Origin of the sequence: Akkermansia massiliensis (genome assembly GCF_018847375.1) — a bacterium.
In the GTDB taxonomy this organism is placed as follows: Bacteria; Verrucomicrobiota; Verrucomicrobiia; order Verrucomicrobiales; family Akkermansiaceae; genus Akkermansia; species Akkermansia massiliensis.
Window position 1 is genome coordinate 1,840,252 of the sequence record NZ_CP072036.1, and the last position, 15,547, is coordinate 1,855,798.

Consider the following 15,547-nt stretch of genomic DNA (forward strand, 5'->3'; position numbering starts at 1 on the left):
TCAGATATTAGGATGGAGAGTTGCGGCTCAAATAGTGTTCCCGATTTTCACCATGCGGCAGTTCCGGGAAAAGATGCTCATTTGAATAATGTTTCCGTGCATGGATCCAAATTGACACCTCCCTCTTCCTGGAACGAGTTTTCCGTTTATTCCAAAGAACTCCCGGACGGAGCGACGTTGGAGCATTATAAAATATTGAAGGTGCTGGGAAGCGGCGGATTCGGCATTACCTATCTGGTCCGGGACTTGATGCTGAAGAGGAAAGTGGTTTTAAAAGAGAATTTTCCTTCTTCCTATGCTTACAGAGATCCGTTTACGGGGCGCGTGGTTCCCAATAATGAGCATGACGCCGAGTATTTCAAGTGGACCCTTTCCAACTTTTTGAATGAAGCCCGCATTCTTGCGAGGCTGGATTCTCCAGGTATTGTCCGGGTTCTTTCCGTTTTTGAGTGCAACGGTACGGCTTATTTTTCCATGGATTATGTTCAGGGGCTTCCTCTGGATTACCTGGGAGAACAGCAGCTGCTTGCCGGAAACTTTTATTCGGAAGCCAAGTTGAAGGGATTGCTGATGCACATCCTCCAGATTTTGGATTACCTTCATAAAAAAGGCATCTGCCACAGGGACATCAAACCGGGAAATATATTGCTTACACAGGAGGGAACGCCCGTTTTCGTGGATTTCGGCGCGTCGCGCCACATGGAGAGCACCCATACCCAGACCGTCCTGGCGACTCATGGCTTTTCTTCTCCGGAACAGGCTCTCGGCAGGAAAAACACGGGACCCTGGAGCGACATTTATTCCCTGGGCGCTACGTTCTATTCCCTGCTGAGGGGGGGTGCGCCCCCCAGAGGAGAGGAGCGGCTGATCCACGATACCATACAGCCTTTGGAATTGTCCGCGCCCTTGTCCTCCCATTATTCGAAAAATTTTCTCAGGACCATAGACAAGGCCCTTTCTCCTCGGGTGGAAGATCGTTATAACTCCGCGGAAGAGTGGATGAAGGATCTGGGAGTGGAAGGAGGGGCGCTCTCAACCATTAAGTTCTCCAGTGAGGAGTTCAAGTCCGCCCGTAAGCGTTTTTTCAATCTGTTTGCCTTGTCCTCTTCCCGCATCATGTCGGAAGGGCACGAAAAGTGGGGGGCCGGATGGAGGAAGGTGCTGGGGCTCTTCGTTGTTGCGGGCGTGATTGGCGCAACCCTCGGCTATTTTGTTTATGACTGGGGAGGCGGCCCGGAGGAGGACGATGCTTTAGGGCTTCGCTTTCCCAGTGTAATGTCCACCCCCATTCCCCAGATTATTTCAGAATCCAGGGGCGTTTCCTTGCTGAGTCCCGTGGAACGTTTTGACGTCAGGCTGGATAGTCCGTCTTTGTCGCGCCATGCTCTTCCATCCCTGCTTCCCGACCGCTTTTCCTTGGCGTGTGTCCATTTGAGGGTGCTTCAGGAAGACAAGATGTGCCCGCCCCTGTATTTGACCATACGTGATGAGGAGGGAAAGCTGGTTTCCCGGTCTCTCAACGGCTTTTCCTTCACCTTGATCGAGAGTCCTGTGCTCACCGGGTTCCGCTTTGTGGATCTTCCGGCGCTGAATGTGGATGCGCCTTACAGGTTCAGTTTTGAAACCAAGGATAATGTTCCTCATCCGCTGAAGGTTGTTTCTTCCCAGGTTACGACGCTGGAGAGCGGGAAAACCGTGAGGCCCCATTTTAAATTCATTTGCGCGATGGATGACTCCGAGGTGAGAGATTCGCTGAACAGGCCGGAAAACGGCAGGATCCGGGAAATGCTCATCGCCTCCCGGAAAAGGAACCGTACGGAAATTGATTCCATCGTGCTGACGGAACAGGAGAAGACGCAGGTGCGGAAGTTCGCCAAGGCGGGGTATCCCGCCGCCCAGTATAAAATAGCCCGTCTCATCTTTGAACGGGATGGGAGATACGGAGAGGAAGGAGGCGCCTGGCTTTATAAGGCGGCCATGGGGGGCTTTATTGTGGCGCAGAGGGATCTGGCGTTTCTTCTTGTGGGGGGCAAGGAATTTTTCCCGGATATGCTTCAGTGCCCGGTCAGCCTGTCCCAGAACTATTCTCAGGCGGTTGATTTCCTTCTGATGTCCTTTGCCGCGCAGGATCCTTCCGTGCTGTATATGCTGGGTGTCTTGTATTCCCAGGGGTGGGGGGTGGAATATTCCGCGGAGATGGTCGCGCGCCTGTCCAGGCTGTTGGCCGGTTCCGGTTACGACCTGTCGCGGCTTACCTTGTCGGCCCCCATTTTATCCCATTGGGAGCTTCTGGGGCAGAAGGAGGAAACCTATACGAGGATGCGCTGCTCCATTCCCGGCAGGAAGATGAGCCAATTTTCAGGACTGCGGCTGGTACGGACCTCCGTGGAAGGGGGAAGTATCCTTATTGACAAGGTGATTCTGTTGCGGAACGGGCAGGAGGTCATGTCCCGTTCTTTCCGTACGGCCCTTACCCGGGAGTCTCCCGTCCTGGAGGTCTCCATAAACATGGAGGATTACGCAAAGGAAATGGACAGTTCCGAATGGTCGATAGAGGTCATCATGGCTCCGGCCAATACGTCCGGCATCATGGAAATGATGAGGAAGAAGGAGTTTTCCGGCGCGGAAGAGCTGCGAATTTGATGGAAGGATTTTACCACGGGAAAGGAGAGAACGCGGCATGCGGTTTCCGTCCGTTATCGGAAGCCGTTCGGGGCGGAAGGCCCCGGCGCCGGGGCCTTCCTGTTTCCACTGGATGGCCCGGCCGGGAAGGCTGTGGCGCGGTTTAGATGTTCTTCAGCATTTCCAGCGCTTCCCGTAGCTTGTCTGCGGGAGAGACGCCTGCCAGCCGCGGAAATTTGTTGGACAGCAGGATAAAATCCCCGTTCCTGGTGAGCATCAGGCGCTGTCCGCTGATTTCCACCATGGAGATGTTTGCTTTGGAGGCCAGTATCTTGATTTTGTGGGAATCCAGCAGGTGATGCACCGTTTCCGGTGCAGGGCCGAAGCGGTCTTCCCACGCGCGGAGCAGGGCGTCCGCCTCCTTCAGGGTGCGGACTGCCGCCAGGTCCTTGTACGCGGAAATGCGCAGGGCTGCGTCGCTGATGTAATCCCGGGGCAGGAAGGCGCCCAGATAATCCTTGCGGGATTTGGCGGCGAACTGCGTCTCGCTGTTCACGATGAAATCCGTTCTCAGGGCCGCGTCCGGCCGGGGGGCCGTGTGCCTGCCCTGCATGTGGGCGATGGACTGCTGGAGAAGCTGGCAGTACAGGTCAAAGCCGATAGCGGCAATGTGGCCGCTCTGCTGGGTGCCCAGCAGGTTGCCCGCGCCGCGTATTTCCAGGTCCCTCATGGCTATCTTGAAGCCGGAACCCAGCTCCGTGTACTGCTTGATGGCGGAGACGCGCTTGCGGGCGTCTCCCGTGGTGGCGGCGGACCTGGGGAGCATGAGGTAGGCGTAGGCCCGGTGCCCTGCGCGGCCCACGCGGCCGCGGAGCTGGTAGAGGTCCGCCAGGCCGAAGCGGTCCGCGCGGTCAATGATGATGGTGTTGGCGTTCGGGATGTCGATGCCGGATTCGATGATGGTGGTTGCCAGCAGGATGTCCGCCTTCCCCTGCACGAAGGTGCGCATGACCTTCTCCAGCTCGTCCTTGGGCATCTGTCCGTGGCCGATGACGATGCGGGCCTTGGGCACCAGGGCCTGGATGCGGTCCCGGAACAGTTCGATGGTTTTGACGCGGTTGTGCAGCAGGAAAATCTGGCCGCCGCGTTCCAGTTCGCGCTCCATGGCCTTCTTCATGATGCGTTCGTCATAGGGGCATACGCTCGTCTGCACGGGCTGCCGGTTGACGGGCGGCGTTTCAATGGAGCTCATGTCCCTCGCTCCCATCAGCGCAATGTACAGGGTGCGGGGAATGGGCGTGGCGGACAGCGTGAGCACGTCAATGCCCTTGAAGCGTTCCTTGAATTTCTCCTTGTGCCTGACGCCGAAGCGCTGTTCCTCGTCAATCACCACCAGGCCCAGGTTTTTAATGGACACGTCCTCGGAGATGAGGCGGTGCGTGCCGATGACGATGTCCACGGCCCCGGACTTAAGCCCTTCCAGCGTGGAGCGGACGTCCGCCGCGCTGCTGAAGCGGCTGAGCATTTCAATCCGCACGGGGTATTCGCTCATGCGCTCCTTGAAGGTGCGGAAGTGCTGTTCCGCGAGCACGGTGGTGGGCACCAGCACGGCCACCTGGCGGCCTCCCGTCACGCATTTGAAGGCGGCGCGGATGGCCACCTCCGTCTTGCCGAAGCCCACGTCCCCGCAGATCAGGCGGTCCATGGGGCGGGTGGCTTCCATGTCCGCCTTCGTCTGGGCGATGGCGCGGAGCTGGTCCTGGGTCTCCCGGAAGGGGAAGGAGCTTTCAAACTCCCACATCCATTTGCTGTCCGGAGGGTGGCTGTAGCCCTTTCCTGTCTGGCGTTCCGCCTGCACGTTGAGGAGCTGGGCGGCGTAGTCCGCCACGGAGCGTTCCGCGGATTTTTTGGCGCGCTGCCATTTGGAATCCCCCAGCTTGTTGAGTTCCGGCGTCTTGCTGCCCAGCCCTATGTACCGTGAAACCAGGTGCGCCTGGCTGAGGGGGACGTGCAGGATCGTATTGTCCCGGTAAAGGATGTTCATTTCCTCGTCTCCGGAGTCCGGAGAGGTGGAAATGTTGATGAATTTGCCGATGCCGTAGCTGGTGTGCACCACCAGGTCTCCGGGGTTGATGTCCTTCAGGGAGGCCTGCGCGCGGGCCTTGCGGGCCTTGTCCTCCCGGCTGGCGCGGCGGCGCGCCGTGGCGGACTGGTACCTGCCGAACAGCTCCGAGGAGGAGAGAACGGCCGTTTTTGCCCCCGGAATGCTGAAGCCGCCGGGCAGGTCCCCGCGCAGGGCGGTGATGGACAGCAGCGCGGGCGTTCCGGCGCAGATGTCCCGGAAGCGCTCTTCCTCCCCTTCGTTGGGAAAAAACATGCTGACGTTCCATTTCCGGTCCAGCCATTCTCGGATCTGGCGTTCCGCCAGCTCCCGCCGCATCTCCTGCATCACGAAGTCCCCGGCGTCAAAGCTGCCCAGGGGATTGTCATGGATGGCCAGGGAGAAGTCCTCCTCCCCCTCCGCGTTCTCCGGCGGTGCGGTGAGGATGCACACGTTCCCCCGTTCCTTGCAGAAAGGGGCCGTAATGACCAGGTCGCCCGGCTTGATCCAGGCCCGCAGGGTTTCCACGCCCGCCGCTTCCGTCAGGACGAGGTTGACGTGCTCCGTCTTCCGGAAGGAAATCTGGGAGTCCACGTCAAATTCCCGGATGGATTCAATCTCGTCGTCAAAAAACTCCAGGCGTACGGGATGGGAGGACTGGAGCGGGAAAACGTCCAGAATGCCGCCGCGGCGGGACCACTGCCCGCGGGAAATGACCTGAGGAACGCCCTCGAACCCCGCCTCCTCAAACAGCCGTATCAAATCGTCAGGGGCGTGCGTTTCTCCCGTTTTCAGGGTCATTCCCTGGTTCTGCATGCCGTCGGGGGAGGGAACCTCGTCATTCAGGCTGCCTTCCGTCAGAACGACGGTTTGCCTGCCCACATGGCCGGAAGCGATGCGGTGAAGGACGTTCAGCCGTTCCGCGGCAAGCTCCGGGTCTCCCACTTCCTCCCCCAGGGCCACCTCTTTTTCCGGGACGAAGAGGATGTTGCGCACTCCCCATGTTTCCAGTTGCGCGGCAAGGGATTCCTGCGCGCGCAGATGGGGCGCGATCACCCAGGCCCGGGCGGTGTCCGGAATGGTCCTGATGCACAGGGCCGCCACGAACGGAACCCCGGGCAGGGAGGTATGGTCGAAAACCGCCTGTTCCTCCGTGCCCAGTTTCGCGAGTTCCCGGTGAAAGGGTGCGGTGCGGGCCACCCTGTCCATCAGGGCGGTTATGGAAGCGTCTTCTGCCATGCGTGTCTGATAGCCCCTGCTGGTGGAAAGTGTGCCGCCTTTCCCTGCCATGTCAACGGTTTTTCAGGGCACAGACTGTCCTCCGGCCATTGACGGAAGCGTCTTTCCGCATGCGCGGCGCGGGTCAGGAGGAGGAGCGGAAGCGGATTTTAACGCCGGCCTTGCGCCATTTCTGTTCAATCTCCTTGGCCAGCTCCTCATAGCTCCGGCCATCAAGGAGGAGCTTTTGCGCTTCTTTTTCACTGCTGCCGGACTGGATGGCCTTCATGTAGTTCTTCACGCGCTGGGCGTCCCCCTTGCCGTCCATGTGGTAGAAATAGTAGGCCATCAGGGCGGCCAGGCCGTAATTCAGGTTGGCGTTCTCTCCCGTGAACTGGGAATAGGGCATGTTCATGTAGGACTCCAGGCTGGGCGCCTCAAAGTCGTCCCCCAGGGCGCGGCCCCCCGTATTTTTCTTGCCGTATTCCGTCACGCGGGAGACAATGTGGGAACGGTTGGCCCCGAAGTTGAAGCGGCCTCCGGAATACGGGGTCATCCCCATGTATTCCGCGGAGCCTTCACAGAACCAGCTTGCCTGCTTGGCCTCCGGGGACATGAGCTGGTGCGTCAGTTCATGGATGAGGGTGGAGGAATCCTTGTCGCGGTCAATGATGTACGTGCTCCCCATGGTCTTGACGCCCAGGGAATCAAACGGGACCAGGATTTTGCCGCGGTCTCCGCTGCGCGTCGTCCCCAGGAAAATGCCTGCCGTGCCTTCACGGCCTCCGTTTTCCAGGTACGTGCTGAACTTTTCGTACAGGTAGGCGGGGAATTTGGCGGAATCGTCGTGAGGGGGGATGTTGCCGATGGGAAGCGTTTTGTTCGCCAGGTGGGTGGCCTCGAAGAGAAGGCCCAGGCGCTTGATCATGCCGGCGCCCAGCTTTGCGTCGCAGATGAAGCGGAAATGGGGCGTTTCATAAATATACTCCCCTTGTTCCTCCTTGATGGTTTCCACCTTGAAATTGTCCTGGCATTTGACGGTCCTGGGCCATGGCAGGTGGTAATTGTCCGCGGGATTGGAGGAGGCAGCCCCTCCCTTTCCCCGGGCCGCGATGAAATCTCTGTCTTCCCGGGAAAGCTGGGCGAGGGGGATGGAGACGGTTTGGCCGCCGGAGCGTTTCAGCACGGCTTTCTGGCCGTCCAGCCTGACGAACTCGGCTTCCAGGCTTTTCCCCTGGACGCTGGTCCAGGTGCGCCCCTGCGCGAGGGGAAGGAAGGAGAGGGAGCACAGGGCTCCCGTCACCAGGTACAGGCATGCGGGATTCTTCATAAGGCTGGGGTTGGGGATATGAAAGAAGGTTGCTGTTAATGTTTGGGACGCGGCAGCATCAGGAGCAGCAGTCCGCAGAGCAGCATCAGGCATCCTGCCGCCGCCAGGGTGGTGGTCAGCGGAACGCCCTGGTCCTTGAACCATCCCCCGAAGAAGGAGATAAGGGCGCCCACGCCCGCGGACGTTAGGTTGAGGAGGCCATAGCCGGTGGCGGAATAACGCTCGTCGATATGGGAGCGTAGCACAGGCATGAGGGTGGCGTCCAGCGATCCCTGCGCCAGCCCCTGCGTGGCGACGAGGCCCAGCATGAGCACGAGGGGAACCGCAATGTCCCAGCCGAAGATGCCGGGCAGCAGAGCCAGGACCACCAGCGGGCCGGATATGGTGAAGGTGATGCCGGGCACCAGGGCGCGGGCGCGGGCGTTGCGCCGGTACCACATGTCCGCCAGAATGGCGCCGCCCAGCACGGCCACGTACTTGGCTACGGAGCTCCACAGGGTGGCGGCGGGGCCTGCCTCCGCGGAGGAAAGCTGGTATTTATCCTGAAGCAGGGTGGGGTACCAGGTGAGCAGGAACCAGTTCCCGGCGCCTGCAAAGGCGACCACGGCCAGCAGCATCCACATGGGGCGGCCGCTCAGCAGGCTGGAAAGCACGGCGCCGGTGGAAAGATTGGACGCGGGTTCCTTGATGGCCCGTTCGTCATTGTCCACATTGATCAGGACCGTTTTTTCCTTGGGTTCGGACGGCTTTTTGGCCTGCGCCGTATCCGCAGGGGCCTTGGCCGGGTCTTTCAGGAACAGGATGAGGACGATGGCATACGCCACGCCGATCAGGCCGAACAGGGCGAACGTCATGCGCCAGCCCGTCCATGAAGCCATGGTGGCCCCGAAGCCGGCCACGGCCATGCCCACGTAAATGCCGCTCATGTGCAGCCCCGTGGCGATGGAGCGCGTGCTGCCCCGGTGGTAGTCCGTAATCAGGGCCAGGGCGGCGGGGATGTAAAAGGCCTCACTGATGCCCATGGCGCCGCGCGCGATGAGCAGGGACGTGTAATCCTCCGCATGGCCGGTCCACCAGGTAACCACGGACCAGACGACGAGGGAGCAGAGAATCATCAGGCGGCGGCTGTAGCGGTCCGCCAGGAAGCCGCCCACCGGGCTGAGCAGGGCGTAAATCAGCAGGAAGACGGAGGTAACCATGCCGAACTGGGCTTCCGTCTGCGGAATGTCCCGGACGATGGGTTCATGCAGCGCGGAAAGGAGCTGGCGGTCAAAATAGTTCAGCATGACCACGAACCACAGGACGATGACGGCCACCCAGGCCCACAGGCCCGGCCTGGTGTTCGGGTCCGTGACGGCAGAAACATTTTTAACGCCGTTGCGCACGGCGGAAACGATGATGATCGCCATGACGATGACGGTCAGGATGAGAACGGCGTAATCAACCGTGCTCATTTCAAAATGGTACCCTGCGGAGGCGGAGGCGTTCACGGGGGTCCGGACGCCCGGGGCGGTTTCCCCGCTGATGGTCATGATCTCGGAACCCTTCACGACGGCGGGCGCGGTGGCGATGCCGACGGGCCACTCCCCCTGGTGCGTCCATTTGTTTCCGATGACGTCATAAACCAGGATGTCGCGGGACTGCACCACGGGCTTGGACGGGTCCGGCGCATTGCCGCGCTTGTCCCCGCCGATGAGGATGATGGAATTTTCACGTACCGGGGCGGGGCCTGCGGCGGCGGCTACGGGCGTTCCCGGTCCGGCAGGCTGCTGTTTGCCCGCGGCTCCCCATTCGGCGGGATCGTTGGACGTCATGTCGTAGCCGATCATGTCGGAAAGGTACGTTCTGGCGGTTTCTCCGGCGGCATCCCTGGACAGGGTGCAGCCGCCTGCGATGAACAGGGTGCTGTCACAGACGGCGGCGGTGGAGAGGATGCGGCCCGCACCGGGGAAGGGCGGGAGGGACGCCCATTTCATTTTGGCCGTATCCGGAGTGGTGTCCAGCATATAGATAGTATTGAGGGCGGCTTCCGGCTGGTCGCTGTCCCGTCCGCCGATGACGAACAGCTTGTTTCCGTGAGCAGCGAAGGCGGCTTCCGTAACGGGGACGGGAAGGGGAGGAAGCTTTTCCACGGAGCCGTCCGCCTTGATCAGCAGGGCGTCTTTCAGGATGCCTTCCGCATTATGGCCTCCGGCTACCGCCAGCCCCTTGCCTACGCTTGCAAAAGCCGCGTAACCCAGCGGAGCGGGCAGCGTCCCCGCCTTGCTCCATTGGCCGTTGCGGAGTTTGAAAATATCCTGGTGGTACGCCTTAGGCCCGCGTTCTTCCGGCGTTGAGGCTCCCGGAGCGGCCTGGGGGAAATTGGCGCCGCCTGCGGCGATGATGGACTGGGTGCCGTCACTTTCCGTAACGGTTCCAGCCGCCATTCCAGCGCGGCCCGCCGGGTCCGGCAGGTCGGGAATGGCTCCGGCCGGGTGTACATCCACGGAAAAAGAGGCGTTGGCAGCGGGGGCCGCCATCAGCAGCAGGGCGGCGAAAGCGGAGCCGCATGCCCTGGAAAACCGGGTAAGGTGACGTGAAATGTGCATATGCTGGAAGATAGGGATGGGATGTGGGTGAAAAATCAGGAAAGGGTGATGCTCCACACTTCAGGGGAGCGCCTGCCGGGTTTAAGTTCTCCGTTCACGGCTGCAAAACGGCCCTGCCACGCGCAGCACGGAAGGACCGCCCTGGGCGCCGCGATGGGCCCTGCGTCGTGCCATTCCATGGCGGCTGTATCCAGGCACAGGGACTGGTTGTTGAAGCCGGGGTTGGTCTGCGGGGTATACTTCTTTCCGGAGCCGTCGTCCCCGCCCAGCAAATAAATCACGCCGTTCCGGGAAACCGGGGCCGGGGTGGGGGCCGCGGCGATGGCGTAAGGCATCTCCGGCAGGCGCGTCCATCCGCGTTCCGGCGTGAAGCTCCAGGCTTCCGTCAGCAATTCCCGGGCCTGTTTGCCATCCTCCTCCCGGAGGCCGATGCCGCCGAGCACGTAAAGGACGCCGTCCGCCGCGGCCATCTGGTGCAGGAAGCGTCCGCGGCCCGGCAGCGGGTCCAGCTCCTGCCAGCCCTGTTCCGGCCCGCGTGCGTCCAGCATGAAAACCCGGTTGGTGCAGTCCTGCTCCCCGGGGCGCTCACAGCCTCCCGTAAGATAAACCTTGCCGCCCAGAACGGCGGCGGCCGTGTAAGCCAGGGCTATGGGAAGGGGAGGGAAGGGAGTCACAGTGACGGCTCCGTCCGCAGTGCTCAGCAGGTAAACGTCCTTCCGGTGGCCTTCCTTGCCGCAGCCGCCGATGCACAGCAGGCCTTCCCTGGTGCTGGCGGAGGCTCCGTACGCGTAAGGCGCGGGGAGCGTTCCTGCCTCCGTCCACCCATTCTCCCCCGGAGACAGCGTGAAAATGCGGTCCGTCCACGTTTTGGCGCCGCCTTCAAGCATGGGTTTGTCCGGGAAATTGGTGCCGCCGGCACAAATCATTGTTTCTCCGCATGTTCCGGCATACATGCCGGCGAAACCTTCCGGATCGGGAAGAGAGGGTAAAGGGGACCAGGATGAAGAATAGAGACTCATAACACGTGTAAATGACTCGCGTGATGCTAGCGAAAACCGGGCCGCGGCGCCAGTATTAACCTCTGGTTCTATTTTTTTTGAATAAATTTCTTTCCCCACGCCTCTTACCAACGTAGAAGAGGAGAATCATATGAAGCCTGGAACCTGTTTTTTGATGTTGTGCGCCCTGCTGCCTGCGGCCCTGGCGGAAAATATGACCCTGCGGTCCGGCAGGGTGCTGGAAGACGCCAGCGTGGTGTCTTCCGGAGACGACTTTGTCAGCGTCCAGTACACGGACGGGGTGGCCAAGGTCTCCTACAAGGAGCTCACGGATGCCCAGCAGAAGGATTACAGGATGACGCCGGAGGACGTGAAAACCAGGCTGGACCAGCGGCGCCTGGAGGACGCGGCGCGCAGGAAAAAGGCGGAAGAGGCCAGAAAGGCGGCTGATGAAGAAGCCAGGAAAATCAGGGAATCCCTGTCTGAAGCGGAGCGGCATCCCCGTTATCTGGAAGGAGCGGATATCTCCCGCATGTTTCTGCTGCTGGGGGAACTCTCCCAGGTGGAGGCGGAAGTCATGGCCCTGCAATGGAATGCCCTGGAAGCGGACCGCGTGGGACTGCCGGAGGATGCCCGTATCTTCCGTGCGAGGATGGGAACCTATCAGGAACAGGTGAACGCCATCCGTAAAAAAAGGGAGACCGCCGAACAGTACTGGCAGGATTTGGAAAAGAAATACCTGGCTCTGAAGGACGGAACCCAGAAGAAAATTGCGGACTTGAACAAGCAGGTCTCCCAGTTGCAGGGGGAAGTAAGGGAGGTGGCCAGCCAGCCGAGAACGGAGCGCATCATTGTCCCTCCGATTATCAGGACGTGGAACTATCCGCCGCCCGTCATTATCCGGCCTTCCCCCCTGCCGCCAAGGCCCCATCCCGTCCCTCCCCGCCCCGTTCCACCGCGTCCAATGCCTTTGCCTGTGAAGCCTGGCTTGTACGGTGGTTGAAAGTGCGTCCGCGGGTTCCTCCTCTTCTTCCGGAAATCGTGCGTCAGCCTCCGCAGCAAACGGGCTGCCGGAACAGAAAACTCAAGGCACGGGCTGCCCAGGCGGCAGACGCCGCGGCCCCGGGAAGCATTCCCTTCCCGCAGAGGAAAGGGGAAGGTCAGATTCCGGGCAGGGGATACAGCTCCATGCGGCCCTCCTGGAAGGAGGCCAGATGCGTGAAGCCCGTCTGGCGGGCCAGTTCCGCAGCGCGCTCAAAATCCCGGCCCACGTCCTCCGGCTTGTGGGCGTCTGAGCTGATGGTGAGGGGAATATTCATCTCCGCCGCCATCTTTAAAAACTGCGCGTCCGGATACTGTTCGGCGCACTTGTTGCGCCAGCCGGCGGTATTAAGCTCCAGACAGGCGCCGGACTCCTTCATGGCTTCCAGAGACGGTTCGTAATAAGGACGCAAATCTCCGGAAGGGCGGAAGCCGAACTTCTTGATCAGGTCTGCATGGCCCATGATGTGGAACAGGCCTGAAGCCGCCATGTCCCGGAAGCGTTCCCAATACTGCCTCCATGCGTCCTCCACATCCGTCCGGTTCCAGAAATCCATCTTGTAGGGATTGTCAAACTCCTCCTTCTCCCCCAGATAATGGACGGACCCGATCAGGTAATCCCATGCGTGCAGGCTCTGCAAGTGCTCTATCCATGGCCCAATGCCGGGAAACCAGTCGCATTCCAGCGCGGCGCGGACCGTCAGGCGGTGCGGTGCGGCGCATTCCCGGGCCTCCGTGAGCCAGTCCAGATAGGCCGGCATGTCCGCCTGCTTCATGCGCCAGTCGTCAAAAGGCTCCCCGGGCATTGGGGCGTGATCTGAAATGCCGTATTCCCGGAGGCCGGCGCGGACGGCTGCCTGCACATATTCCTGCGGAGTGCCGGAGGCGTGCAGGCACAGGGGGGTATGGGTATGGTAATCGCAGTACATGGAGGAATGCCCATGTTAGCACGGCGGCGCGGGCGGTTCAACCCGGAGGACGTATTTGCCGATTATTTGCCGTCTTTGACATTATGGGTTGATTTTATGGACAGGATTTTTTAGAGTCGCGTTAAATAGGACACGTGACATATGAGTGATTGGCAAGGCTTTTCCCCGCTGAATGATTTTACAGGACCGCTCCTGGACAACCTGAAGCGTCATCCCAAGCGCATCGTTTTCCCGGAAGGGGAGGATGTTCGCGTGCTGCGCGTGTCCGAACGCTTCGTGGCGGAACAGGCAGGCGTGCCCATCCTGCTGGGCAGGAAGGAAGTCATCAGGAGGATGGCGGAAATGAACGGAATTTCCCTGAAATTCGTCCGCATCATTGAGCCGGAAAAAAGCTCGGACCTTCAAATGTTCTGCGACCGCTATGAACGGGCGGAACAAATGTTCGGCAACGGATTGCCCATGAACACCCGTGAAATCGTCTCCGAGCCGGTCCACTTTGCCGCCATGATGGTGCTTTACGGCCAGGCGGACGCCATTGTGGCCGGGAACATGAAAAGGGTGGCTTCCGTCTTCCGCGCCGTGAACAAATACCGGCAGGAACCCGTTCCTACCAAGCCCCTCTTTGCCATCTCGATCGTTCTCGTTCCCGAATTTGCCAAAAAATTCGGCGGCCGCGGCATCTACTTCCTGGCGGATACCGGGGTGACCCCTGATCCCACCGTGGAAAACATGGCCTACTTTGCCGTGGAAACGGCCAAAATGGCCCGCCACATGCTCGGCAAAAGCGTTCGCGTCGCCATGTTGAGCGCCTCCACCGCCGGGTCCGTGCCGGAACTGGCTGCAGACCGCACCAGGGCCGCTACCGCGCTGGCCCGGAGCATGGTGCAGAAGGACTGCCTGAACAATGAAATCTCCGTGGAAGGGGAAATCCAGATTGACGCCGCCCTGTCCCCGGACTCCTACAGCGTGCGCGTTCACCGCAACTCCATGCTTCAGCCCAGTGACGTGTGGGTCTTCCCGACCCTGGACGCCGCGGACATCTCCAAAAAGCTGCTCTGCATGATGCCGTCCGTATACAACTACGGCCTCATTCTGGGAGGGCTGCTCTTCCCGATTGCCCAGCTCCCGCGGCTGACGGATGAAGACAGGATGTTCGGCACCGCTCTGGTGGTGGGGAATGAAGCCATTAAATTCCACCTGCTGTACCCGCAGGGGGTTGCTCCCCTTTATTGATTGGGCGCGGCGCATCCGTGACCATCAGGCGCTTCTCCTTGCGTACGGCCAGCTTGCCGCCGGGCAGGGAAGTCCGGGAAGGACCGTCCGTATCCAGAATGCTCATCACCCGGAGCACGGCGTCCTCCGTCAGGTCCGGAATATGCTGCCGGCGCAGGTAATCATGCACGGCGCATTGCCTCAGCTCCGCGGGAAGCTGGTTGACCTTGGGCAGGAACAGGCGCCCCTGGGGGTCTGCCAGATTCATGGAATCCAGCGCCTGGGAAAGCGCCGTGCGGATTTGGTTCTCAATGCGGCAGGCGCGTGAAAAGGAAAGGCTGGTGTCTCGCTGGAACAGCGTGTCCAGCCTGGGAATGACCTCATGGCGCAGGGCGTTCCTGGTATACTCTGCAGACTGGTTGCTGGAATCCTCCCGCCATGGAATATGGCGATGCTCCAGGTAGGCGGTAATATCCTTCCGGGAAAAATCCAGCAGGGGGCGTACGACAGTCAATCCGTTGGCCCAGGTGGAAACGGGTGACATGCCGTGAATGCCGGAAGCCCCGCGGCACAGGTGGAGAAGGGCTGTCTCCTGCTGGTCGTTCCGGTGGTGGGCCAGGGCCACGAAAGCCCCCGGATAGCCGGCAGCCCATTTCAGGAACAAGGCCTGCCGGGCATCCCGCGCCGCTTCTTCAATGGAAATTCCACGTGAACGGGCCATGCCGCGGACGTCCGCCCGTTCCCGGACACAGGGAACCCCCAGGCAGGCGGCGTATTGGCATACGAACTGTGCCTCCTCCTCCGCCTCCGGGCGCAGCCCGTGATTTACGTGGCAGGCAATGAGGTGGCACCCCGGCATTTGGGAAAGCAGGGAAAGCAGCGCCATGGAATCCCGTCCGCCGCTGATTCCGGCAAGGACGGGACGGCCGGAGCGGAGAAGCTCCGCAGACTGCTTGTCAAAATGGTCTGGTGTCAACGTCATGCTGCCGCCAGTGAAGCAGGAAAAAGGGGCAAAGAGAAGCCTGCAAATAAAAAACCCCGCTTTCCGGAAAGGAAACGGGGTTGGAAAACTGTTGGGGACAAGCCTTACTTGTTGAGCTTGGGCTTGCCGCCGCTGCGGCGGACGGCGCCGAAACGCTTCTGGAACTTGTCGATGCGGCCTTCCGTGTCCACGAACTGGTTCTTGCCGGTGAAGAACGGGTGGGAGTCGGAGGTGATGCCGCAGGAAACCACGAAATGTTCAACCCCGTCAATAACTTCCGTCTTGGGGGAGCGAACGGTGGAATGGGTGATGAAGCGGCGTCCGGTGGTGATGTCGACAAAAACGACCGGATTGTACTGGGGATGAATATCTTTCTTCATGGTGATGTATTGCGTTTCCGACGCAAGGGGAGCACCAGTATAGGAGTGTTTTATTGCATGTCAAGCATCCCCGCATAAAAATGCGGAAGTTTGTGAATGACGGTTCGGGAGCTTGCGGGAGGAACGGTTATGGGGATGATGTAACG

The 15,547-nt window shown here is 60.5% G+C and carries 10 protein-coding genes; 3 read left to right on the forward strand and 7 right to left on the reverse strand.

Annotation, left to right across the window (positions count from 1 at the left end; translation table 11 throughout):
- Positions 1–111: 111 nt before the first annotated feature.
- Positions 112–2,643, forward strand: coding sequence for a protein kinase domain-containing protein (locus J5W70_RS07685; protein WP_215832694.1), 2,532 nt, complete (start codon positions 112–114; stop codon positions 2,641–2,643).
- Positions 2,644–2,785: 142 nt separating this feature from the next.
- Here J5W70_RS07685 and mfd read toward each other — a convergent pair whose 3' ends face one another.
- From mfd to J5W70_RS07705, 4 genes are all read right to left on the reverse strand, one after another.
- Positions 2,786–5,962 carry a transcription-repair coupling factor gene (mfd, locus tag J5W70_RS07690; protein ID WP_180973703.1) on the reverse strand — a complete coding sequence of 1,059 codons (3,177 nt, stop codon included), beginning with the start codon at positions 5,960–5,962 and terminating at the stop codon, positions 2,786–2,788.
- 124 nt (positions 5,963–6,086) lie between these two features.
- Positions 6,087–7,271, reverse strand: coding sequence for an SHD1 domain-containing protein (locus J5W70_RS07695; RefSeq protein ID WP_022396224.1), 1,185 nt, complete (start codon positions 7,269–7,271; stop codon positions 6,087–6,089).
- A gap of 35 nt (positions 7,272–7,306) precedes the next feature.
- Positions 7,307–9,859 (reverse strand): MFS transporter, encoded by a 2,553-nt coding sequence (locus tag J5W70_RS07700; RefSeq protein WP_022396223.1) that lies wholly within the window; start codon positions 9,857–9,859, stop codon positions 7,307–7,309.
- A 35-nt stretch (positions 9,860–9,894) separates the two neighbouring features.
- Positions 9,895–10,878, reverse strand: a complete 984-nt coding sequence (locus J5W70_RS07705) for a hypothetical protein (RefSeq protein WP_146020133.1) — start codon at positions 10,876–10,878, stop codon at positions 9,895–9,897.
- A gap of 151 nt (positions 10,879–11,029) precedes the next feature.
- Here J5W70_RS07705 and J5W70_RS07710 point away from each other — a divergent pair, with 151 nt between their 5' ends.
- Positions 11,030–11,860, forward strand: a complete 831-nt coding sequence (locus tag J5W70_RS07710; protein ID WP_215832696.1) for an AAA family ATPase — start codon at positions 11,030–11,032, stop codon at positions 11,858–11,860.
- A gap of 157 nt (positions 11,861–12,017) precedes the next feature.
- On the opposite strand, the gene J5W70_RS07715 is transcribed toward J5W70_RS07710, so the two are convergent.
- Entirely contained in the window at positions 12,018–12,827 is an 810-nt protein-coding gene (locus J5W70_RS07715) for a histidinol-phosphatase (protein WP_022396220.1), read from the reverse strand.
- Positions 12,828–12,968: 141 nt separating this feature from the next.
- On the opposite strand from J5W70_RS07715, the gene J5W70_RS07720 reads away from it, so the two are divergent.
- Positions 12,969–14,060: a phosphate acyltransferase gene (locus tag J5W70_RS07720; protein ID WP_022396219.1), complete on the forward strand. Its 1,092-nt coding sequence runs from the start codon at positions 12,969–12,971 to the stop codon at positions 14,058–14,060.
- On the opposite strand, the gene tilS is transcribed toward J5W70_RS07720, so the two are convergent.
- Both tilS and J5W70_RS07730 read right to left on the reverse strand, forming a co-directional pair.
- Positions 14,014–15,021: a tRNA lysidine(34) synthetase TilS gene (tilS, locus tag J5W70_RS07725; protein WP_022396218.1), complete on the reverse strand. Its 1,008-nt coding sequence runs from the start codon at positions 15,019–15,021 to the stop codon at positions 14,014–14,016. The two genes, J5W70_RS07720 and tilS, sit on opposite strands and share 47 nt — an antisense overlap.
- Positions 15,022–15,125: 104 nt before the next feature.
- A complete protein-coding gene (locus tag J5W70_RS07730; protein ID WP_022396217.1) occupies positions 15,126–15,401 on the reverse strand; it encodes a type B 50S ribosomal protein L31 in 276 nt (91 codons plus the stop codon).
- Positions 15,402–15,547 lie beyond the last annotated feature (146 nt).

Excerpts from the sequence above, each read along its gene's own strand:
- mfd (WP_180973703.1), bottom strand. The coding sequence starts at position 5,962 with ATGGCAGAAGACGCTTCCATAACCGCCCTGATGGACAGGGTGGCCCGC.
- J5W70_RS07695 (WP_022396224.1), bottom strand. The coding sequence starts at position 7,271 with ATGAAGAATCCCGCATGCCTGTACCTGGTGACGGGAGCCCTGTGCTCC.
- J5W70_RS07700 (WP_022396223.1), bottom strand. The coding sequence starts at position 9,859 with ATGCACATTTCACGTCACCTTACCCGGTTTTCCAGGGCATGCGGCTCC.
- J5W70_RS07705 (WP_146020133.1), bottom strand. The coding sequence starts at position 10,878 with ATGAGTCTCTATTCTTCATCCTGGTCCCCTTTACCCTCTCTTCCCGAT.
- J5W70_RS07715 (WP_022396220.1), bottom strand. The coding sequence starts at position 12,827 with ATGTACTGCGATTACCATACCCATACCCCCCTGTGCCTGCACGCCTCC.
- J5W70_RS07720 (WP_022396219.1), top strand. The coding sequence starts at position 12,969 with ATGAGTGATTGGCAAGGCTTTTCCCCGCTGAATGATTTTACAGGACCG.
- tilS (WP_022396218.1), bottom strand. The coding sequence starts at position 15,021 with ATGACGTTGACACCAGACCATTTTGACAAGCAGTCTGCGGAGCTTCTC.
- J5W70_RS07730 (WP_022396217.1), bottom strand. The coding sequence starts at position 15,401 with ATGAAGAAAGATATTCATCCCCAGTACAATCCGGTCGTTTTTGTCGAC.